Annotated in this window: 21 protein-coding genes; 11 read left to right on the top strand and 10 right to left on the bottom strand. The window is 73.7% G+C overall.

Annotated features, from left to right (window positions below):
- Positions 1 to 52 precede the first annotated feature (52 nt).
- Positions 53 to 2533: a UvrD-helicase domain-containing protein gene (locus tag BLT52_RS08695; RefSeq protein ID WP_090592443.1), complete on the bottom strand. Its 2481-nt coding sequence runs from the start codon at positions 2531 to 2533 to the stop codon at positions 53 to 55.
- A 120-nt stretch (positions 2534 to 2653) separates the two neighbouring features.
- Between BLT52_RS08695 and BLT52_RS08690 the strand changes: the two genes are divergently transcribed.
- Positions 2654 to 3889, top strand: coding sequence for a phospholipase D-like domain-containing protein (locus BLT52_RS08690; RefSeq protein WP_090592442.1), 1236 nt, complete (start codon positions 2654 to 2656; stop codon positions 3887 to 3889).
- Positions 3890 to 3899: 10 nt separating this feature from the next.
- Here the strand turns inward: BLT52_RS08690 and BLT52_RS08685 are convergent, their stop codons facing one another.
- A complete protein-coding gene (locus tag BLT52_RS08685) occupies positions 3900 to 4877 on the bottom strand; it encodes a helix-turn-helix transcriptional regulator (RefSeq protein ID WP_090592439.1) in 978 nt (325 codons plus the stop codon).
- 53 nt (positions 4878 to 4930) lie between these two features.
- Here BLT52_RS08685 and BLT52_RS08680 point away from each other — a divergent pair, with 53 nt between their 5' ends.
- The gene (locus BLT52_RS08680) at positions 4931 to 5650 is read left to right on the top strand and encodes an alpha/beta fold hydrolase (protein WP_090592438.1); all 720 of its coding nucleotides are present in this window, start codon (positions 4931 to 4933) and stop codon (positions 5648 to 5650) included.
- Positions 5651 to 5715: 65 nt separating this feature from the next.
- On the opposite strand, the gene BLT52_RS08675 is transcribed toward BLT52_RS08680, so the two are convergent.
- Complete coding sequence (locus tag BLT52_RS08675) at positions 5716 to 6066, bottom strand: hypothetical protein (protein ID WP_231946564.1); 351 nt, start codon at positions 6064 to 6066, stop codon at positions 5716 to 5718.
- A gap of 112 nt (positions 6067 to 6178) precedes the next feature.
- Between BLT52_RS08675 and BLT52_RS08670 the strand changes: the two genes are divergently transcribed.
- Positions 6179 to 6451 (top strand): GlsB/YeaQ/YmgE family stress response membrane protein, encoded by a 273-nt coding sequence (locus BLT52_RS08670; protein WP_090596505.1) that lies wholly within the window; start codon positions 6179 to 6181, stop codon positions 6449 to 6451.
- Positions 6452 to 6541: 90 nt separating this feature from the next.
- Here BLT52_RS08670 and BLT52_RS08665 read toward each other — a convergent pair whose 3' ends face one another.
- Together BLT52_RS08665 and BLT52_RS08660 are read right to left on the bottom strand one after the other, a co-directional pair.
- Positions 6542 to 7255, bottom strand: coding sequence for a response regulator (locus tag BLT52_RS08665; RefSeq protein WP_090592435.1), 714 nt, complete (start codon positions 7253 to 7255; stop codon positions 6542 to 6544).
- Positions 7252 to 8634 carry an ATP-binding protein gene (locus BLT52_RS08660; RefSeq protein ID WP_090592434.1) on the bottom strand — a complete coding sequence of 461 codons (1383 nt, stop codon included), beginning with the start codon at positions 8632 to 8634 and terminating at the stop codon, positions 7252 to 7254. The genes BLT52_RS08665 and BLT52_RS08660 overlap by 4 nt, the downstream gene beginning before the upstream one ends.
- 497 nt (positions 8635 to 9131) lie before the next feature.
- Here BLT52_RS08660 and BLT52_RS08655 point away from each other — a divergent pair, with 497 nt between their 5' ends.
- The 4 genes from BLT52_RS08655 to BLT52_RS08640 all read left to right on the top strand — a co-directional run bounded on the left by BLT52_RS08655 (position 9132) and on the right by BLT52_RS08640 (position 11787).
- Positions 9132 to 10652 carry a PspC domain-containing protein gene (locus BLT52_RS08655; protein WP_172804015.1) on the top strand — a complete coding sequence of 507 codons (1521 nt, stop codon included), beginning with the start codon at positions 9132 to 9134 and terminating at the stop codon, positions 10650 to 10652.
- Entirely contained in the window at positions 10649 to 10858 is a 210-nt protein-coding gene (locus BLT52_RS08650; RefSeq protein ID WP_090592430.1) for a hypothetical protein, read from the top strand. The genes BLT52_RS08655 and BLT52_RS08650 overlap by 4 nt, the downstream gene beginning before the upstream one ends.
- Before the next feature lie 28 nt (positions 10859 to 10886).
- A complete protein-coding gene (locus tag BLT52_RS08645; RefSeq protein ID WP_090592427.1) occupies positions 10887 to 11174 on the top strand; it encodes a PspC domain-containing protein in 288 nt (95 codons plus the stop codon).
- Positions 11175 to 11241: 67 nt separating this feature from the next.
- Entirely contained in the window at positions 11242 to 11787 is a 546-nt protein-coding gene (locus BLT52_RS08640) for a CPBP family intramembrane glutamic endopeptidase (RefSeq protein ID WP_090592426.1), read from the top strand.
- Positions 11788 to 11868: 81 nt separating this feature from the next.
- Here BLT52_RS08640 and guaA read toward each other — a convergent pair whose 3' ends face one another.
- Both guaA and BLT52_RS08630 read right to left on the bottom strand, forming a co-directional pair.
- Positions 11869 to 13425 carry a glutamine-hydrolyzing GMP synthase gene (gene guaA / locus BLT52_RS08635; protein ID WP_090592424.1) on the bottom strand — a complete coding sequence of 519 codons (1557 nt, stop codon included), beginning with the start codon at positions 13423 to 13425 and terminating at the stop codon, positions 11869 to 11871.
- A gap of 65 nt (positions 13426 to 13490) precedes the next feature.
- Positions 13491 to 13907 (bottom strand): VOC family protein, encoded by a 417-nt coding sequence (locus tag BLT52_RS08630; RefSeq protein WP_090592422.1) that lies wholly within the window; start codon positions 13905 to 13907, stop codon positions 13491 to 13493.
- 180 nt (positions 13908 to 14087) lie between these two features.
- Here BLT52_RS08630 and cysK point away from each other — a divergent pair, with 180 nt between their 5' ends.
- A complete protein-coding gene (gene cysK, locus BLT52_RS08625; protein WP_090592420.1) occupies positions 14088 to 15017 on the top strand; it encodes a cysteine synthase A in 930 nt (309 codons plus the stop codon).
- A complete protein-coding gene (epsC, locus tag BLT52_RS08620) occupies positions 15017 to 15655 on the top strand; it encodes a serine O-acetyltransferase EpsC (RefSeq protein WP_090592418.1) in 639 nt (212 codons plus the stop codon). Before cysK ends, epsC begins: the two co-directional genes overlap by 1 nt.
- A gap of 64 nt (positions 15656 to 15719) precedes the next feature.
- Here epsC and BLT52_RS08615 read toward each other — a convergent pair whose 3' ends face one another.
- Together BLT52_RS08615 and BLT52_RS08610 are read right to left on the bottom strand one after the other, a co-directional pair.
- Positions 15720 to 16385, bottom strand: a complete 666-nt coding sequence (locus BLT52_RS08615; protein ID WP_090592416.1) for an anti-sigma factor family protein — start codon at positions 16383 to 16385, stop codon at positions 15720 to 15722.
- The gene (locus tag BLT52_RS08610; protein ID WP_090592414.1) at positions 16382 to 16945 is read right to left on the bottom strand and encodes a sigma-70 family RNA polymerase sigma factor; all 564 of its coding nucleotides are present in this window, start codon (positions 16943 to 16945) and stop codon (positions 16382 to 16384) included. Before BLT52_RS08610 ends, BLT52_RS08615 begins: the two co-directional genes overlap by 4 nt.
- A gap of 182 nt (positions 16946 to 17127) precedes the next feature.
- Here BLT52_RS08610 and BLT52_RS08605 point away from each other — a divergent pair, with 182 nt between their 5' ends.
- Together BLT52_RS08605 and BLT52_RS08600 are read left to right on the top strand one after the other, a co-directional pair.
- Entirely contained in the window at positions 17128 to 17835 is a 708-nt protein-coding gene (locus BLT52_RS08605) for a CHRD domain-containing protein (RefSeq protein ID WP_090592411.1), read from the top strand.
- Positions 17822 to 18526 (top strand): class F sortase, encoded by a 705-nt coding sequence (locus BLT52_RS08600; RefSeq protein ID WP_197679257.1) that lies wholly within the window; start codon positions 17822 to 17824, stop codon positions 18524 to 18526. Before BLT52_RS08605 ends, BLT52_RS08600 begins: the two co-directional genes overlap by 14 nt.
- Positions 18527 to 18530: 4 nt before the next feature.
- Here BLT52_RS08600 and BLT52_RS08595 read toward each other — a convergent pair whose 3' ends face one another.
- Positions 18531 to 18842 (bottom strand): chorismate mutase, encoded by a 312-nt coding sequence (locus tag BLT52_RS08595; protein ID WP_090596501.1) that lies wholly within the window; start codon positions 18840 to 18842, stop codon positions 18531 to 18533.
- Between the last annotated feature and the right edge of the window lie 70 nt (positions 18843 to 18912).

Here is an 18912-nt window from a genome sequence, read left to right as displayed (position 1 = left end):
GTCCGGCCCCCCGGGTCGGCGACGACGGCCGTCCCGGGCACCAACGGCAGGGCTACAGCTTCTCCAGCGGCGCGTGCTTGAGCGAGAGCCGCTTGACCCCGACCGACCCGAAGTCGACGTCGGCCTTGGCCCCGTCCCCGGCCCCGGAGGTGGCGATCACCGTGCCCATCCCGAAGGTGGTGTGGAGCACCCGGTCGCCGGCGTCCAGCGACGGCACGGTCTTCACGGTCGGACGCGCCCCGTAGCCCACGGTGCTGCGCCAGCTCCCGAGCGAGCTGTCGGCCTCGTTGCGGCGGGTGGCCGAGGTGCTCGCCCAGCTGGCCACGGCCGCCCCGGTGCGGCGCCAGTCGTAGAGGTGGGACGGGATCTCCTCGATGAAGCGGCTCGGCGGGTTGTACTGGGGCGCACCCCAGGCCGTCCGGACCACGGCGCGGGAGATGTGCAGCCGCTTGCGGGCGCGGGTGATGCCCACGTAGGCCAGCCGGCGCTCCTCCTCCAGCTCCGAGCGGTCGGTCAGGGCGCGCTGGTGCGGGAACACCCCGTCCTCGCAGCCGGTGAGGAAGACGGTGTCGAACTCCAGCCCCTTGGCGGTGTGCAGGGTCATCAGGGTGACCACGCCACCGTCCTCGGCGGCATCGGGGATCTGGTCGGAGTCCGCGACGAGAGCGATCCGCTCCAGGAAGGCGGGCAGGGAGTCGTCCGGCTCCGGTGCCGCCTCGGCCAGCGCCTCACCCAGCTCCACCGCCTCGGCGTCGGTGGCGCCGTCGGCCACGGCCTCGGCCGCCAGCACCTCGGCGGTGATGTCCTGGGCGTGCGCGCCGGCCACGAACTCCGCGGCCACCGAGACCAGCTCGACCAGGTTCTCCAGCCGGGTCTCGTCCTGCGGGTCCTTGCTGTTCTGCAGCTCCTCCAGGTAGCCCGACTCCTGCAGGATCGAGGTGAGCACCTGGTCGGCGGGGACGCCGTCGGCGACCATCTGCTCGTGGGCGTCCAGCACCGCGGTGAAGGCCTGGATCTGCTTCAGCGAGCGGGTGGCCAGCCCCTGCGCCCGGTCGCTGCGCCGCAGCGCCTCGCCGAAGGAGACCTGCTCGCGCTCGGCGAGCTGGGCGATGGCCGCCTCGGCCCGGTCGCCGATCCCCCGCTTCGGCACGTTGAGCACCCGCCGCGTCGACACGTCGTCGGCGCGGTTGGCGATGGCGCGGAGGTAGGAGATGGCGTCACGCACCTCGCGGCGCTCGTAGAAGCGGACCCCGCCGACCACCTTGTAGGGCAGCCCGACCCGGATGAAGACGTCCTCGAAGGCCCGGGACTGGGCGTTGGTGCGGTAGAAGACGGCCGTGTCCCCCGGCCTGGTGGTGCCCTCGTCGGTCAGCCGGTCGATCTCCCCGGCCACGAACTGGGCCTCGTCGTGCTCGGTGTCGGCCACGTAGCCGGTGATCAGCGCCCCGTCCCCGGAGTCGGACCACAGCCGCTTCTCGGGGCGGTCGGCGTTGCGGACGATGACCGCGTTGGCCGCGCTCAGGATGGTCTGGGTCGAGCGGTAGTTCTGCTCCAGCAGGATCGTCTCCGCCCCCGGGAAGTCGCTGGAGAAGTCCAGGATGTTGCGGATGGTGGCGCCGCGGAAGGCGTAGATGGACTGGTCGGAGTCCCCCACCACCATCAGCCCCGGCGCCTCGATCGCGTTCGCGTCGCCGGAGGCGTCCACACCGCTCAGCTCGCGCACCAGGGCGTACTGGGCGTGGTTGGTGTCCTGGTACTCGTCGACCAGGACGTGGCGGAACCGGCGCCGGTACTGCTCGCGGACGTCGGGGAAGGCCTGCAGCAGGTGGACGGTCGTCATGATCAGGTCGTCGAAGTCCAGCGCGTTGGCGGCCCGGAGCCGCTGCTGGTAGGTCCGGTAGGCCTCGACGTAGGGCTCCTCCTGCGCCGAGCCGACGTGGGAACCGGCCGACTCGTGGTCCACCAGCTCGTTCTTGAGGTTCGACACCCAGTTCATGACCCCTCGCACCGGGTAGCGCTTCGGGTCCAGGTCGAGGTCGCGGCAGACCAGGGTCATCAGCCGCTTGGCGTCGGTGTCGTCGTAGATGGAGAAGGTGCGGGTGAACCCGAAGCGGCCGACCTCCTGGCGCAGGATCCGCACGCAGGCGGAGTGGAAGGTGGAGACCCACATCAGCCGGGCGCGGTTCCCGACCAGGTCGGCCACCCGGTGCCGCATCTCCGCGGCCGCCTTGTTGGTGAAGGTGATGGCCAGCACCGATCCCGGGTGGATGCCGCGCTGGCTGACCAGCCAGGCGATCCGCCGGGTGAGCACCCGGGTCTTGCCCGAGCCGGCGCCGGCGACCACCAGCACCGGGCCGCCCTCGTGGGTGACCGCCTGGCGCTGCGGCCCGTTCAGCCCCTCCAGCAGGTCGTGCTCGGTGAGCGCGCGCCGGCGGGCGGCGCGCTCCCCGGCGTCCTCGACGACGGCGGCCACCGGGGCCGGGGCGCGGTCGGTCGATGGCGGGAGGCTGGCGAAGAGGTCTGGCTGGCTCATGACCCGACCAGCGTAGTCGTCGGCACCGACGTCCCGAGCCCCCCCGGACGTCCCCCGGCGCACCCCCGGACCGGGTTCCGTGCGACTCTCCTGACCGGGTGACCTCGCTAGGATCGACTCATGCGGCTGCCCCGGTTCTCCCTCAGGCGGCTGCTGACCCGTGTCACCACCGCCGTGCTGGCCGTCCAGGGCCTCACGCTGGCCGCGCTGCTGCTGATCGACCAGCGTCGCAAGCGGCTCCGCGCCCCCGCCCGCTTCCCCAAGGTCCAGCCCGCCACCATCCCGGTCGGGGACGGCGACCTGACCGTCTTCACCTACGGCCAGGACCTCTACGACGACATGCTGCAGGGGATCCGCGCGGCGCGGCGCCGGATCGTGCTGGTCACCTTCATCTGGAAGGGCGACCGCACCGGCCGGGCGTTCAAGAAGGCCCTGATCGAGGCCGCTGACCGCGGCGTCGAGGTCTGCCTGGTCTACGACGAGTTCGCCAACCTGGTGGTGCCGCGGCCCTTCTTCCACTTCCCGCCGCACGTCAACGTCGTCCGCCACCCCCTGGTCTGGGGCGGCCTGGGCATGCTCAACCCCCGCAACCTCGGCCGCAACCACAACAAGCTGATGGTGGTCGACTCCGAGCAGGCCTGGGTCGGCGGCTACAACATCGGCTCGCTGTACGCGACGGACTGGCGCGACACCCACGTCCGGCTGACCGGGCACGTGGTGGCCGACCTCGAGGACGCCTTCATCGACCACTGGAACGAGCTGCCGGGACGCCACCCGGCCCTGCCGGACGTGTCCACCCGCAGCTGGCACAGCCCCGTCCGGGTGGTGCGGAACCTGCCCCGCCGGGCGCTGTACCCGATCCGGGGCATGTACCTGGAGGCGATCGACCGGGCCTACCACCACATCCTGCTGACCCACGCCTACTTCATCCCCGACGACGACCTGATCCGCGCGCTGACCGCCGCGGCCCAGCGCGGGGTGGAGGTCAAGCTGATCGTCCCCGGGCAGTCCAACCACATCACCGCCGACTGGCTCTCCCGCGGCTTCTACTCCCAGCTGCTGGCCGGCGGCGTCCGGCTGTTCCTCTACCAGGGCGCCATGGTGCACGCGAAGACCGCGACCATCGACGGCACCTGGTCCACCATCGGGACGGCGAACCTGGACCGGCTGAGCCTGGCCGGCAACTACGAGCTGAACGTCGAGCTGACCGAGCCGGCCGTGGCCCGCAAGCTGGAGGAGGTCTTCGCGATGGACCTCACCAACTGCGCGGAGCTCACCCTGGAGGAGTGGGTGCGGCGCCCGATGATGGTGAAGTTCTCCGAGACCGTGCTCCGTCCCTACCGCCGCTTCCTCTGACCCGCTCCGCTCACCGTGGCGGGACGTGTCCCGCGACCGCGGCCGTGAGGCGCTCCGCCAGCGCCCCCACCGCCGCCACCAGCTCGGTGCCTCCCTCGACGACGAAGGGGTGCGGGATCGCGGCCAGCCACTCCCCGGCGTACATCCGCGGGTCGCTGGTGGTCCCGGTGAGCAGGCAGGCGGACTCCCCGTCGGGCTCCAGCCGTCCCATCGGCGCCCCGACGTGCGGGGCCACCTCGGCCAGCGGGGCGCTGAAGCGCACCCTCGTCGGGTGCTCCCGACCGGCCCCCAGGTGCTGCTCGAGCACGGCGACCGCGTCGAGGTCGGCGGGCGGCACGAAGGGCTCGGCCAGCACCTCCAGCCGCTCGATGCGGTCCACCCGGTAGGCCCGCACCGCGTCGGGTGCGTGGGCGTGGCAGAGCAGGTACCAGTGCCGGTGGCGCACGACGGTGGCCCACGGGTCGGCCACCGTCTCGGTGGTCCGGCCCCCCGCGGTGCGGTAGCGGAGCCGGACCCGGCGGCGGGCGGCGACGGCGTCCACCAGCTCGGCCGTGGTGCCGGGGTCAGGGCGGGTCGTCTCCCGCTCGGGCGCGGCCAGCGCGTGCTCGCGCATCACGGCCGCCTGCCGGCCGACCTCACCGGGCAGGGCCCGGACCAGCTTCCCCAGCGCCGAGCCGACCGGTTCCTCGGGGTCGGCGGCGGCGTGCTGGCCGTCGAGCACGGCCATCACCAGCCCGAGCGCCTCGCTGCTGCTGAACAGCAGCGGGGGCAGCCGCAGGCCGGGCCCCAGCCGGTAGCCGCCGTAGCGGCCCGGGGTCGACTCCACGCTGATGTCGGCCTCCCGGAGGACGGCCACGTAGCGGCGTGCCGCGCGGTCGCTGACCCCCAGCCGCTCCGCGATCTGCGCGGCCGTGATGCCGGGGTGGCGCTGCAGCAGGGCGAGCACGTGCAGCGCCCGGGAGACGGGACGGGCAGCGGTGTCCTCCACCTCACCAGTGAACCAGGACGCCGATCGTCCGGGAACGGTCCTACCGTCGTCCCATGACCACCACGCACCCTCCCACCGACGGATCCGACGTCCTCCTGCTCGCCGGCCTCTGGCTGCCGGTCACGGTGTGGGACGCCGTGGCCGAGGAGCTCCGCCACCTCGGGCACCGCCCCCAGCCCCTCGCGCTCCCCGGGACGGCTCCCGGCCAGACCACCGCCACCCTGGAGGACCAGCTCGACGCCGTGCTGGCGGCCGTCGACGCCGCCCCGCACCCCGTGGTGGTCGGGCACTCCGCCGCCTGCACGCTGGCCTGGCTCGCCGCCGACCGCCGCCCCGAGCGGGTCGCCCGGCTGGTGCTGGTCGGCGGGTTCCCGGGTGCGGACGGCGAGCCCTACGCCGACCTCTTCCCCCCGGTGGACGGCGTGATGGCCTTCCCCGGCTGGGAGCCCTTCGAGGGTCCCGATGCCGCCGACCTCGACGCGGGTGCCCGCGCCGCGCTGGCCGCGGCGACCGTCCCGGTGCCCGCGACGGTCTCCCAGGCCACCGTGCGGCTCACCGACGAGTGCCGCTTCGGCGTGCCCGTGACGATGGTCTGCCCCGAGTTCTCCCCCGAGGAGGCCCGGGCCTGGGTGGCCGCGGGGGACCTGCCGGAGCTGGCCCGGGTCGCGCAGGTGGACTACCTCGACGTCGACACCGGGCACTGGCCGATGGTCAGCGCCCCCGCCGAGCTGGCGCGGGCGCTGGACGCGGCCGTACGGGGTGGCGGCGCGTGAGGCGTGCTGCCGGTCGGTGACCCCGGGGGCGGTGGGGCGGTGTGCCGCCCGGAACCCACGGTGGCTCACCAGAGCACGGCCACCGCGGCGTTCCCGACGGTGAGCACCGTGATCATGGCCAGCAGACCCCGGGGGATGGACGAGTACCGGCGGTTGACCACCACCAGCAGGGCCACGAACAGCGTGACCACCAGCTTGGTGCCGACCTGGAGGGCGTCCCAGTCCTGGTCGTCCACCTCGTCCAGGACCACCAGGCCCACTCCGCTGACCAGCTGGACGAGCGCGCCGTGCACCATCGCGGCGTTCACCAGGGGCTCGCGGTCACGCAGCTGCACGATCGCGCCGCCGAGGAGGGCGGCGAACCCGATGAGGTGCAGCAGCAGCACCACGTCCCTGGCCCAGGTCAGCGCGTCCATGCCGCGGATCCTACGGAGCACGGGGCGCAGGGGACGGCACGGCGGGCGACACGCCGACAAGGAAGTACAACCTTTCATGTTTGGACCCGCGCGCTATGGCTATGTTCTGAGCATGACGATTCTCTTTTACCTGATCATCGGGCTCATCGCTGGCGCTCTCGCCAAGTTGGTCCTCCCCGGCAAGCAGGGTGGGGGCATCATCGCCACGATCATCCTCGGCGTCATCGGCGCCCTCGTGGGTGGTCTGATCGGCAACCTCCTCGCCGGGAACGGTGTGGACTTCAGCCTCCAGGGCAACTGGTTCATCAGCCTGATCCTGGCTGTGGTCGGTTCGATCATCGTGCTCCTCATCTACGGTGCGGTCACCAAGCGCTCCCGCGCCTGAGCCTCACGAACCACTGAACGGCCCCGCTCCTGACCAGGAGCGGGGCCGTTCGTGCGTGTCCGGCGTGGGGCCGGGCGGGCCGGCCGGGGCCTAGACCAGGCGGCGGTCGGTGGCCCAGCGGGTCAGCTGGTGACGGTTGGAGAGCTGCAGCTTGCGGAGCACCGAGCTGACGTGGGTCTCGACGGTCTTGATCGAGATGAACAGCTCCTTGGCCACCTCCTTGTAGGCGTAGCCACGGGCGATCAGCCGGAGCACCTCACGCTCCCGGGCGGAGAGCCGATCCAGGTCCTCGTCCACGCTGGCGATGTCGATGGCCCCGGAGAAGGCGTCCAGGACGAAGCCGGCCAGCCGCGGTGAGAACACCGCGTCCCCCTCCGCCACCCGCCGGATCGCCGCGATCAGCTCGTCCCCGCTGATCGACTTGGTGACGTAGCCACGGGCACCGGCCCTGATCACGCCGATGACGTCCTCGGCGGCGTCGGAGACCGAGAGCGCCAGGAACCGCTGGTCGGGGTTGACCGCCAGCACCTGCTTGAGCACCTCGACGCCGCCCCCACCCGGGAGGTGGACGTCGAGCAGCACCACGTCGGGGGTGGTGGCGGTGATGGCCTGGACGGCGGTGGCGACGTCCTGACCCTCCCCCACCACCTGCACCGAGCGACCGATCTCCGACTTCACCCCGGTGCGGAACATGGCGTGGTCGTCGACCACCACCACCCGCAGCGGGCCGGGGCGGGGGGCCGGCGGTGGGGTCGGGGCCGACGCAGGGGCGGCCTGGGGGGTGCGGGGGTCGGGAACGGTCATCGTCGTCTCTCCAGTCGTACCTCGGTACCGCCGCCGGGGGCGGAGGTGATGGTCGCGGTGCCGCCGTGGCGCCGCATCCGGTCGATGATGCTGCCGCGGACGCCCATCCGGTCCTCGGCGACCTCGTCCAGGTCGAAACCGCGGCCGCGGTCGCGGACGAACACCTCGACCAGGTCCTCGGCTGCCTCGGCGAAGACGTCGATCCGGTCGGCGCCGGAGTGCTTGGCGGCGTTCACCATGGCCTCGCGGGCCGCCTGCACCAGGGCGCGGAGGTCGGGCTCCATCTCGCAGTCCCCCACCATCACGACCTCGATGGGGACCGTGCGCTCGTCCTCCACCTCGGCGGCGGCGGTGGTCAGCGCGGCGCGGAGGGTGGGCTCGTCGGCCTGGTCGCCGTAGAGCCAGCTGCGCAGCTCGCGCTCCTGGCGCCGGGCCAGGGTCTGCACCGCGCGGGGGTCCTCGGACTGGCGCTGGATCAGGGCCAGGGTCTGCAGCACGGAGTCGTGCAGGTGGGCGGCCATGTCGGCGCGGGCGTCGGCGCGGACCCGCTGCTCGCGGGCCTCGTAGAGCGCGCGGCGCGAGCGGTACAGCCAGGGGGCGGCGGCGACCACGACACCGGCGACCGCCAGCACCACCATCAGCAGCACCGTGGGCAGCTGCCCGACCCCGATCTGGGAGGCCAGGACCAGCGCGAAGGCCACCGCGACCAGGGCGAGCCCGACCAGCAGCCGGGTGATGGCCAGCCAGCCGCTGCGGGCCAGGAAGGGGGCGACCAGCGGGTGCGCCCGCTCCCGGGCCCCGGTCACGTCCTCGGCCGGGGCGGCATCGGCCTGGCGCCAGATCAGGGCCAGCCCGATGCAGGCCACCGCGAGGGGCCAGAAGACCTGGCTGGAGAAGCCGAAGCCGGTGACCTGGGACAGCCACACCAGGCCGGCACCGATGGCCACCAGGGCGATCAGCACGCCGCGGTCGCGGCCGCGGGCCGGGGTGTCGGAGCTGCGCATGCCCTGCCGGGTGGCGGCCTCCAGCCCCGGTGAGCGGACGGTCTCCGCGCGGGGCAGGGCCAGCCAGAGGATCGCGTAGACCACCACCCCGACGAACTGGCCGAGGGCCAGGGCCACGAAGCCGACGCGCAGCACGGTGACCGACCAGCCGAGGTGCTGGGCCAGACCGGCGCAGACGCCGCCGATGACCCGTCCCTCCTCGACCCGGGTGGCGCGCGGGCGGGGTGGCGGCTGCTCCTCGGTCGGGGGCTCGTCGGCCACGGACCAGGCCGGCGCCGCAGGGGCCTGCGAGGTCACCGGCAGCGGCTCCTCGAGCAGCACGGGGTGCCGCTGGGCAGGGCCGTCCCCCGTCGGGGCGGCAGGCGTGTCGGTCATGGTGGTCCCAGCCTCACACGTCAGGGCCCTCCCGGCCACGAGGGTTCCCCCGGGACGGACCCCGAGACACCCCTCCCGAGAGCACCCTCCGCCCTCGCGACCGCCGCGACCGCTCGTGGTCGGCTGCGAACCGGCTCTTCTACCGCGACGTGGGCTGGTCGTGAGGGGAGGACCCAGCCAGGGGCCGGTCCTCCTTCTACTCCGTCGTCGCGCCCCCGTGCGGTCAGCCGGCAAGCCCCGCGATGCCCGCGAGAAGCTGCTCCTGGGCGCACATCAGCGCTGTATACGGCCTGTCTGGTCACCAGCGACAGGTTCCCGCGGCGACACCCGGCCCGAGCGCCGTCTCCGGATCCCGGTCGCCTGCGCCCGGAACCGGTCGGCCTCGCTGGACCGCGAGCGAGGCGGGACCCCGGCGACGGGGAGCAAGGGTCAGCACCGTCGAGATATGGGTGCATCCCCCGATGGTGCCGGGTCCCCCGCCGACCGAAGATGGACCCATGGACGAGTTCTGGACGCTGCGCCGCTCCGGCGACCGCAAGATCGCCGGGGTCTGCGGTGCGTTGGCCGCCAAGTGGCAGGTCGACCCGCTGGTGGTGCGCATCGGCGCGGTGCTGCTCGGGCTGAGCGCCGGCGTCGGGGTCGCCCTGTACGTCTTCGCCTGGGCCCTGTGGCGCGACGAGCGCGAGGAGCAGTCCCCGGTCGAGCGCCACGCGCCGGGTCTGGCCCGGCAGAGCCGCGAGTTCTGGGTGGTGACCATGGTGGTCAGCTGCATCGTGGTCGCGGTCACCGTCGGCTCCTTCGCCCCGCTGGGCCTGGCGCCCGCCGCCGTGGTCCTCGCCGTCTGGTACTTCGGCCACCGCCGACCGCAGCAGCAGGCACGCCGCACGGAGTCCGCCTCCCTCCCCACCGGCAACCCCACCCACCACGACCCGTTCGCCGGCCCGGAGACCCCCTTCACCACCGCGGCCCGCGAGTGGCAGCAGACGGTGCTGCGCTACCAGCAGCTCCAGCAGCCCACCGGTGCTCCCGGCCCCGACGGTCCCCGCGCCACCGCACCCACGACCCGCGGCTCCTCCGACGCCGGACCGGTCCGCCCGCGGCCCGTCGTGGACGGCACGAGCAGGTACCCGTCGGCACCGACCGGGCCCGTGCCCCCGGAGCCCCGGGACCCCGAGCCCGAGGCACGCCGTCCCGGTTCCCCGTGGCCGACCTGGAACGACCGGCCGGCCGCCAGCGCGTCGATGCGCTGGCCCGAGCCGCCGTCGGCACCGGCCGCCACGGACGTCCCGGCCGCACCTCCGCGACCCGAGGCGCTGAGCGACCACACCGCGTCGGTCCGCTCCTACCTCAACGTGCCCGATCCGGCCGGGATCTACGTCCCCGAGCCGGCCGCCACGGCGGCGTTCGTGAGCCCGCGCCGACGCAGCCGCGCCGTGCTGGTCGGTTTCCTGGTGACCCTGGTCCTGGCCCTGACCGGGGTGGCCGTGGTCGACCAGGTCACCGGCGTCCCCGTCTCCCTCACCACCTACCTCGGCACCGCCCTGATGGTGTCCGCGCTGTCGCTGGTCGCCGGGGCGTTCCGTGGCCGGTTCCGTGGGCAGGTGCTGCTGGCCTGGCTGCTGCTGCTGGCCACCGCGGTCGCCGCGGTCCCGGCGACGGTGGCCCGCTCGGTCGACTGGCAGCAGCCGCAGATGGTCTACACGACGCTGGAGGAGCTCCCGGCCAGCAGCAGCATCGACGTCGGGGTCCTCGACATCGACCTGAGCCGGCTCGACGTCACCACCGACACCACCTACCGGGTCTCCGCCGACGCCGGCCAGATCTCCCTGCGGCTGCCGGCCGACACCGCGGTGGAGGTCCGCACCCAGCTGGACGTCGGCACCGTGATGGTCGACGGCTCCCAGCAGGGGGGCACCGAGATCGACCAGACCCACGTCTTCGGGCCCGCCACCGGACCGCGTCTGGTCATCGACGCCCGCGTCGACGCCGGCTCGATCGAGCTGGAGAGCGTCCGATGAGCCGGCACCCGGTCCGCCCCGACGCCCGCCGCCGGGTGGACGTCCCGCCGCTCATCCTCGGGCTGGTGCTGGCGCCGCTGGCCGTGCTGGCCGTGTGGACGTCCCTCGGGCTCACCGTGTCCTGGGGGCCGGTCCTGGTGGTCGCCCCGATCGCCCTGATCGCCCTCGGCGTGCTGGGCCTCGTCCTCTCCCGCCACCCCTCCTGACCCCCGCAACCCACCGGAAGGCCACACCATGCCCACCACCACCCCCCGCAAGCTCACCCGCAGCCGCGACCAGCGCATCGTCGCCGGCGTCCTCGGCGGGGTCGCGGAGTACCTCAACATGGACCCCACCCTGGTCCGCGTGCTGTTCGTGCTGCTCACCGTGATGACCGCCGGCACCGTCGGGCTGGTGGCCTACCTGGTCGGTGTGCTGGTGATCCCGGAGGAGACGATCGACACCGGGCAGATCCCGCCGCACGCGCCGACCACCGAGACCCCGGTGATGCGCTACCCCGAGGAGGAGCGCGACCTCCGCTGATCCGGCGGACCCCGACCCGGCGGTCGCAGCGGCCACAGGGAGGATGCTCCCGCCCTAGGCTGACGTCGTGATCGAGCTGGTGCTGTGCTCCGTCCCGTCGGTCATCTACCTCCTGGTGCAGGGCAGCCGGAGACGTCTCGGGTGGGCCCGGGCGGCCGAGCGGCTCGGGTTCACCCCGGGCACCGGCAGGGACCACCTCCGGGCGCTGGCGCTCCTGGTCCCGCTGACCGCCCTCGGTTACGGGGTGGTCGCGCTGATCCCCGACAGCGCGACGAGGACCCCGGGGGCCACGGTCGCGGCCGTCACCTCGGTCTGGGCCGGGGTCACGGTGCTGGCACGGGCCCTGGGTGAGGAGATCCTGTTCCGCGGTCTGGTCGCAGGGGTGCTGTTCCGCCGGCTCGGCCTCGCCCGCGGCAACGTCGTGCAGGCGGTCGTGTTCCTGCTCCCGCACCTGCCCCTGCTGCTGGTGGACCCGGCGCTGTGGCCGATCCTGCCGGTGCAGCTCGTGGCGGGGCTGCTGCTCGGCTGGCTCCGGCACCGGTCCGGGAGCGTCGTCCCCGGCACCCTGGTGCACGCGGTCGCCAACCTCGGTGCCGCCCTGGTCCCCGCCTGACGGCGGGAGATCCACGGCCCGCCCGGACCGGTCACCCGGCGAACGTCCCCACCGCGACCGGACGCTCGTCGACGGGGTCGCTCACTCCCACTCGATGGTGCCCGGCGGCTTGCTGGTGATGTCCAGGGTGACGCGGTTGATCTCGCGGACCTCGTTGGTGATCCGGGTGCTGATCGTCTCCAGCACCTCGTAGGGCAGCCGCGACCAGTCCGCCGTCATCGCGTCCTCCGAGCTGACCGGGCGGAGCACCACCGGGTGGCCGTAGGTGCGGCCGTCGCCCTGGACGCCGACCGAGCGGACGTCGGCCAGCAGCACCACCGGGAACTGCCAGATCTCGCGGTCCAGGCCGGCGGCGGTGGCCTCGGCGCGGGCGATGGCGTCCGCCGCGCGCAGGATCTCCAGCCGCTCCCGGGTCACCTCACCGACGATGCGGATGGCCAGCCCCGGACCGGGGAACGGCTGGCGCCACACCATCGCCTCGGGCAGCCCCAGCTCGGCCCCCACCGCGCGGACCTCGTCCTTGAACAGCGCGCGCAGCGGCTCGATCAGGGTGAACTGCAGGTCGTCGGGGAGCCCGCCGACGTTGTGGTGGCTCTTGATGTTGGCCGCGCCCTCACCGCCGCCGGACTCGACCACGTCGGGGTAGAGGGTGCCCTGCACCAGGAACTCGATCTCGTGATCAGCCGCGACCTGGCGGGTGGCGGCCTCGAAGGTGCGGATGAACTCGCGGCCGATGATCTTGCGCTTCTGCTCGGGGTCGCTGACCCCGGCGAGCGCGTCCAGGAACTGGTCGGCGACCTCCTTGACCACCAGGTCCACCCCGGTGGCGGCGACGAAGTCGTCCTCCACCTGCTCGGCCTCGCCCGCGCGGAGCAGGCCGTGGTCGACGAACACGCAGGTGAGCTGGTCCCCGATGGCCCGCTGCACCAGGGCCGCGGCCACCGCGGAGTCGACCCCGCCCGACAGCGCGCACAGCACCTGCTTGTCCCCGACCTGCTCGCGGATCGCCGCGACGGTCTCCTCGACGATGTTGGCCGCGGTCCAGTCGGGCCGGCAGCCCGCGATGTCGAAGAGGAAGTGCTCCAGCGTGGTCTGACCGTGCTCGCTGTGCAGCACCTCCGGGTGCCACTGGACACCGGCGAACCCGCGCTCGCGGTGCTCGAACGCCGCCACCGGGGCCCCGGGTGAGGTGGCCAGCACGGTGAAGTCCGCCGGCGCGCGGGTGACGGAGTCCCCGTGGCTCATCCAGACCCGCAGCGTGGGGTCGATCTCGCTCAGCAGGGCCCCGGGCTCGACGACGGTGGCCGGGGTGCGGCCGAACTCGCTGCGACCGGTGCGGGCGACCTCCCCGCCGAGCGCCTGGGTCATCGCCTGGAAGCCGTAGCAGATGCCGAAGGTGGGCACCCCGAGGTCGAACAACCCGCCGTCGACCTGCGGTGCGCCGGGGGCGTACACCGACTGGGGGCCGCCGGAGAGGATGATCGCCGTCGGGTTCCTGGCCGCCAGCTCCTCGGTGCTGATGGTGTGCGGGACGACCTCGGAGTAGACCCGGGCCTCGCGGACGCGGCGGGCGATCAGCTGGGCGTACTGGGCCCCGTAGTCGACGACGAGGACGCAGTCATGCTCACGCGGGCTCATGGCCGATGAGTCTAGGGCGTGGGGGCCGCCGCCCCGGTCCGGAGCGCGTCGTCGGACGTCCCCACTCACTCGTCGCGGGAGGAGAGGACGCAGAACTCGTTGCCCTCCGGGTCGGCGAGCACCGTCCAGGTGGCGGGACGGTCCGTCTCCGCCAGCGCGGACTGACCCACCTCCACTCGCCGGGCCCCCAGGTCCAGCAGCCGGGCCACCTCCGCCTCGTGGTCGTCCTCACCCCACGGCGCCAGGTCGAGGTGCAGCCGGTTCTTGACCTCCTTGCCCTCCGCCACCCTCACGAAGACCAGACCCGGACCGCGGTGCTCGCGCGGCATCGAGTCCATGTCGGTCAGCGCGTGCGGAGGTACCAGGACCATCTCCTCGGGCAGGTCGACCACCTGCGCCCAGCCGAGCGCCCGGGCCCACCACGCCGCCTGCGCGGCGACGTCCCGGCAGTCCACGACCACGCTGTACCACCGAAGCGCCACGACGTCCTCCTCAGGCTGGTCCCCGCGCCCATCGTGGCACTCGTCACCCGGCGGGGGCAGGGCCCGCGGACGGCCGATCCTCGGGCGAATCCCTAGTTCACCGCCCGGGACACTGGTCCATGATGTGAGACATCACGGGCACGATGGAATCCGGCCAGCGGGGTCCGGTGTTCTTCTCCCATGCGAATCTATGACGACGTCACCCAGATCGTCGGGGGCACCCCCCTCGTGCGGCTCAACCGGATCACCGACGGCGCCCAGGCCACCGTCCTGGCCAAGATCGAGTTCGTGAACCCGGCGCACAGCGTGAAGGACCGCATCGGCGTGGCCATCATCGAGGCCGCCGAGAAGTCCGGTCAGCTGAAGCCCGGCGGCACCATCGTCGAGGGGACCTCCGGCAACACCGGCATCGCGCTGGCCATGGTGGGGGCCGCCAAGGGTTACAAGGTCGTGCTGTGCATGCCCGAGACCATGTCGGCCGAGCGCAAGACGCTGCTCCGCGCCTACGGTGCCGAGCTCGTCCTGACCCCCGGCTCCGAGGGCATGAAGGGTGCGGTCTCCCGCGCCGAGCAGATCGGGGCCGAGCGCGGCGCCGTGCTGGCCCGTCAGTTCGCCAACCCCGCCAACGTCGAGGTGCACCGACGCACCACCGCCGAGGAGATCTGGAACGACACCGACGGCACCGTGGACATCGTCGTCGGCGGCATCGGCACCGGCGGCACCCTCACCGGCGTCGGCCAGGTGCTCAAGGAGCGCAAGCCCGGGCTGCAGATCGTCGCCGTGGAGCCCGAGGAGTCCCCGATCCTGTCCGGCGGCCAGCCCGGCCCCCACAAGATCCAGGGCATCGGCGCCAACTTCGTACCCGAGATCCTGGACCGCTCGATCCTGGACGAGGTCATCCCGCAGAACGCCGAGACGGCCGTCAAGTGGGCCCGCCGCGCCGGCGCCGAGGAGGGCATCCTCGCCGGCATCTCCTCCGGTGCCGCACTGGCCTCGGCGGTCACGGTGGCCCAGCGCCCCGAGAACGCCGGCAAGACGATCGTCGTGATCATCCCCTCCTACGGTGAGCGCTACCTCTCGACGATCCTCTACGCCGACCTGATGAGCTGATGTTCTCCACCCTCCTCGCCCGCCTCCCGCTGCTGGCCCGGACCAGCGGGGACGTCCCGCGTCCCCGGGCGGCCTCGTGGCCGCTCCGGGCGCTGGAGCGGTGGCGTGAGGACACCGAGAACGCGATGCGTCACGACCCGGCCGCCCGCAGCCGGGTCGAGATCACGGTCGCGTACTCGACCATGCACGCGGTCTGGTCCCACCGGGTGGCACACCGGCTGTGGCTCCGGGGCATGAGGCTGACCGCGCGGCTGCTGTCGCAGCTGGCCCGGGCGGCGACGGGGGTGGAGATCCACCCCGGTGCCGTGATCGGCCGGCGGTTCTTCATCGACCACGGCATGGGCGTGGTGGTCGGGGAGACCGCCGAGATCGGCGACGACGTGATGATGTACCACGGTGTCACCCTGGGTGGGCGCAGCCCGATGGCCCGCGGGAAGCGGCACCCGACCCTGCACGACGGGGTGGTGGTGGGCGCCGGCGCCTCGATCCTCGGCCCGGTGGTGGTCGGCGCCCGCGCCAAGGTGGGGTCGAACGCCGTGGTGACCCGCGACGTCCGGCCCGGCGCGACGGTGGTCGGTGTCCCGGCCGCCGAGCGCTCCCCCGCCGAGGCCGCCCGCGAGCCCGAGTGGCACATCTGACCCCCGCACGACGACGTGGCCCCCACCCGCACCGGGTGGGGGCCACGTCCGTGTCCGGAGCGGTTCAGCCCCAGGTGCCGCGCGCCACCCGGACGTCCTCGGAGTCGAGCACCTCGAAGGCGACGGCGTCGCGGAGCAGCACCCCGGAGTTGAGCCGGCAGAGCATCTCCCGCGACCCGGTGCCCACGAAGGCCCCGGCGGTGGACACGTCGCCGTCGTCCTCCACCACCAGCACCTCGTAGCGCTCGCCCTCGTCGAAGCCCTGCGCGTCCAGCACCACCTCCAGGCCCCAGGTGTGGTCGATCAGCTCCGCGCTGGCCACCACCGGGGTACCCGGCCGGGTCTCCACCTGGGCCGGCGTGGTGGGCGGGACCGGCGGCACCGGGCGCAGCGACCAGCCGCCGACCCCACCGAGGGCGACCAGCGCCACCGCGGCGGCGACCGCGGCCACCGTGCGTCCGGGGACGGTGCGGCGACGGCGGCGCTCACGGGCCACCCGCTCCTGCACCGCACGCCCCAGGCCGGACGGCGGCGTCGGCGAGTCCTCCAGATGCCGCAGGTCGACGCGGGCCAGCAGCTCCGCGGTCGGGGCCAGCTCGGCCAGCTCCCCGCGGCACGCGGGGCAGCCGTCCAGGTGCCCCCGCACCGTCTGGGTCTCCTCGGCCGACAACCGGCCCAGGGCGTAGAGGCCCAGCGCGTGACGGATCTCGGCGTGCTCGGGTCCGATCACGGTTCCACCCCCATCTCCTCCAGGACCAGACGAAGCGCCTTGAGGCCGTAGAAGACCCGGCTGCGCAGGGTACCCACCGGGATCCCCTGCTCGGCGGCGACCTCGTCCTGCGGGCGCCCGCGCAGGTGCACCTCCACGATGGCACCCCGGTGCTCCGGGCTGAGCCGGCGCAGCGCCTCCTCCACCGTCCAGGCGTCCATCAGGTCGTCGACGAAGCCCGACCGTCGCGGCACCAGGGCCGGGTCGCGGTGGTCGTCGAGCTCGACCACGCGCTGCCAGGGACGCACCCGGGAGCGGCGACCCTCGTCGATCACCACGTTGCGCAGGATGGCGAACAACCACCCCCGCAGCCCGGACACCTCCGGGTCGTAGCTGTCGGCCTTGCGCCAGGCGCGCAGGAAGGTCTCCTGGACGGCGTCCTGGGCGGCCCCCTCGTCCCCGAGCTGGCGCAGCGCGAAGCGGTACAGCTCACTGCCGTGGGCGTTGTAGGCGGCGCGGACCCCCTCGTCGCGGTCCAGCGCCAGCGGGTCGGGGCGACGGCGTGCGGCGAACAGGCCCATTCCGCTCCTCGGCTCGTGGTGGGAACCCGGCGCTCCCGGAGGTGGGTACGCACGCCGCGTCCCCGGCGTTCACCCGGGACGGCCCCGGACATCTTCTCCCCCACCGGTGAACGCCGGATGCGTGGGGTGCGTACTCCTGAGCACGCGGCACCGACGGCGGTGCCACCTCCCTGAGGAGCACCATGACCTTCCGCACCCACCTCGGCCGGCTGGCCCTGACCGGCGGCCTGACGCTGGTCGCCGGCTCCGTCCTCGTCCTCCCGGCCAGCGCCGAGACCGAGGTCGACCGTCCCGACCGCTTCACCAGCGCGTTCACGGTGAACGCCACCCCCGACGCGGTGATCAACCCCGACGGCGAGAGCGCCCCCGGTGAGGCCGGCACCAGCGGCACCTTCACCTTCATGATCAACTCCGACGAGGAGATCATCTGCTACGAGATCACCACCCGCGGCGTCACCCCGCCGTACCAGAGCAAGGCCAAGACGGCCACCCACGTCCACCAGGCCGTGGCCGGGGAGAACGGTCCGCCCCGGATCTCCTTCCCCAACCCCGAGGGCGACGGTGAGCAGCGCACCAGCAGCGGCTGCCTGCAGGGCCCCTTCACCACCGGGCTGGAGGGTGAGGACGGCAACGACACCGGCGAGGGCTTCTCGCTCGCCTCGATCGAGGCCGACCCGAGCGGCTTCTCCGCCGACACCCACACCTCCGCCTACGTCCCCGGCGCGGTCCGGGGTCAGCTGACCGAGATGCCGGTCGGCGGGGTCGAGACCGGCCTCGGTGGCGCGGCCGGCGACAGCTCCCCGGCCGCGGCCGGTCTGGCTGCCGGTCTGCTGCTGGCGGTCGGTGCCGGCGCGGTCGCGGTCCGGCGTCGGGCCCGTGCGGCGCTCTGAGCCCCGCTCCGACCGGGCCCGGGGAGGGCGCACGTCCTCCCCGGGCCCGGTCGCGGCCCTCGCCGGGCTGGCGCTGCTGCTCGCCGCCTGCGCGGTGCCGTCGGGTGGGGCGGGCGGCACCGCGGGCACCGCGCCCGCACCTCCTGCCGCGACCGCCGGCAGCGCCGCACCAGCCCCCGGCACCCCTCCGCCGGTGACCGCACCCCGGTCACCGGGTCCCACCGGCACGACCTCACGACCAGCCGGCACCCCGTCGGCGCCGAGCTCGGTGGAGATCGCCTCGATCGGGCTCTCGGAGGCGCTGGCACCGACGGGCCTGGCCGCCGACGGCTCCCTGGAGGTGCCTGCCGACCCGGGCCAGGTGGCCTGGTTCAGCGGCGGCGGACGGCCCGGAGGTGCCGGTCCGACGGTGGTGCTCGGGCACGTGGACTCCACCACCGGCCCGGCGGTCTTCGCCCGGCTCACCGAGCTCGTCCCCGGCGACGTGGTCACCGTGGGCAGCGACGACGGCGCCAGCACCCGCTACGTCGTGGACCGCGTGCAGGACGTCCCGCAGGACCGGTTCCCGACCGAGGCGGTCTTCGGTGCGACCCCGGACGACGAGCTCCGGCTGATCACCTGCACCGGGCCCTACGACCGCGTCAGCGGCTACCGCGACAACCGGGTGGTGTGGGCCAGCGCCGAGGGGTGAGGGCTCAGGCCCCGCCGCCCTGCTCGGACGCGCCCTGCTCGGAGACGCCCTGCTCGGAGGCGCCCTGCTCGGAGACGCCCTGCCCGGAGGCGATGGCCTCGTGGTGGCGGACCACCTCGGCCACCACGAAGGTCAGGAACTTCTCGGCGAACTCGGGGTCCAGCCGGGCGTCCTCGGCCAGCGCCCGCAGCCGTGCGATCTGACGGGCCTCCCGCTCGGGGTCGGCCGGCGGCAGCCCGTGGCTGGCCTTGAGCTCCCCGACCCGCTGGGTCACCTTGAACCGCTCGGCCAGCAGGTGCACCAGGGCGGCGTCCATGTTGTCGATGCTCGCCCGCAGCCGCAGCAGCTCGGTGCGCACCTCGTCCCCGCCAGGGGCCCCGGCGTCG

The organism is Auraticoccus monumenti (genome assembly GCF_900101785.1).
GTDB lineage: Bacteria > Actinomycetota > Actinomycetes > Propionibacteriales > Propionibacteriaceae > Auraticoccus > Auraticoccus monumenti.
The sequence above is the reverse complement of the archived record's forward strand: the minus strand, read 5'-3'. Positions and strand labels throughout refer to the sequence as shown.

Coding starts and splice junctions, on each gene's coding strand:
- BLT52_RS08695 (WP_090592443.1), bottom strand. CDS start 2,533: ATGAGCCAGCCAGACCTCTTCGCCAGCCTCCCGCCATCGACCGACCGC.
- BLT52_RS08690 (WP_090592442.1), top strand. CDS start 2,654: ATGCGGCTGCCCCGGTTCTCCCTCAGGCGGCTGCTGACCCGTGTCACC.
- BLT52_RS08680 (WP_090592438.1), top strand. CDS start 4,931: ATGACCACCACGCACCCTCCCACCGACGGATCCGACGTCCTCCTGCTC.
- BLT52_RS08675 (WP_231946564.1), bottom strand. CDS start 6,066: ATGGACGCGCTGACCTGGGCCAGGGACGTGGTGCTGCTGCTGCACCTC.
- BLT52_RS08670 (WP_090596505.1), top strand. CDS start 6,179: ATGACGATTCTCTTTTACCTGATCATCGGGCTCATCGCTGGCGCTCTC.
- BLT52_RS08665 (WP_090592435.1), bottom strand. CDS start 7,255: ATGACCGTTCCCGACCCCCGCACCCCCCAGGCCGCCCCTGCGTCGGCC.
- BLT52_RS08660 (WP_090592434.1), bottom strand. CDS start 8,634: ATGACCGACACGCCTGCCGCCCCGACGGGGGACGGCCCTGCCCAGCGG.
- BLT52_RS08655 (WP_172804015.1), top strand. CDS start 9,132: ATGGACGAGTTCTGGACGCTGCGCCGCTCCGGCGACCGCAAGATCGCC.
- BLT52_RS08650 (WP_090592430.1), top strand. CDS start 10,649: ATGAGCCGGCACCCGGTCCGCCCCGACGCCCGCCGCCGGGTGGACGTC.
- BLT52_RS08645 (WP_090592427.1), top strand. CDS start 10,887: ATGCCCACCACCACCCCCCGCAAGCTCACCCGCAGCCGCGACCAGCGC.
- guaA (WP_090592424.1), bottom strand. CDS start 13,425: ATGAGCCCGCGTGAGCATGACTGCGTCCTCGTCGTCGACTACGGGGCC.
- cysK (WP_090592420.1), top strand. CDS start 14,088: ATGCGAATCTATGACGACGTCACCCAGATCGTCGGGGGCACCCCCCTC.
- epsC (WP_090592418.1), top strand. CDS start 15,017: ATGTTCTCCACCCTCCTCGCCCGCCTCCCGCTGCTGGCCCGGACCAGC.
- BLT52_RS08610 (WP_090592414.1), bottom strand. CDS start 16,945: ATGGGCCTGTTCGCCGCACGCCGTCGCCCCGACCCGCTGGCGCTGGAC.
- BLT52_RS08605 (WP_090592411.1), top strand. CDS start 17,128: ATGACCTTCCGCACCCACCTCGGCCGGCTGGCCCTGACCGGCGGCCTG.
- BLT52_RS08595 (WP_090596501.1), bottom strand. CDS start 18,842: ATGGACGCCGCCCTGGTGCACCTGCTGGCCGAGCGGTTCAAGGTGACC.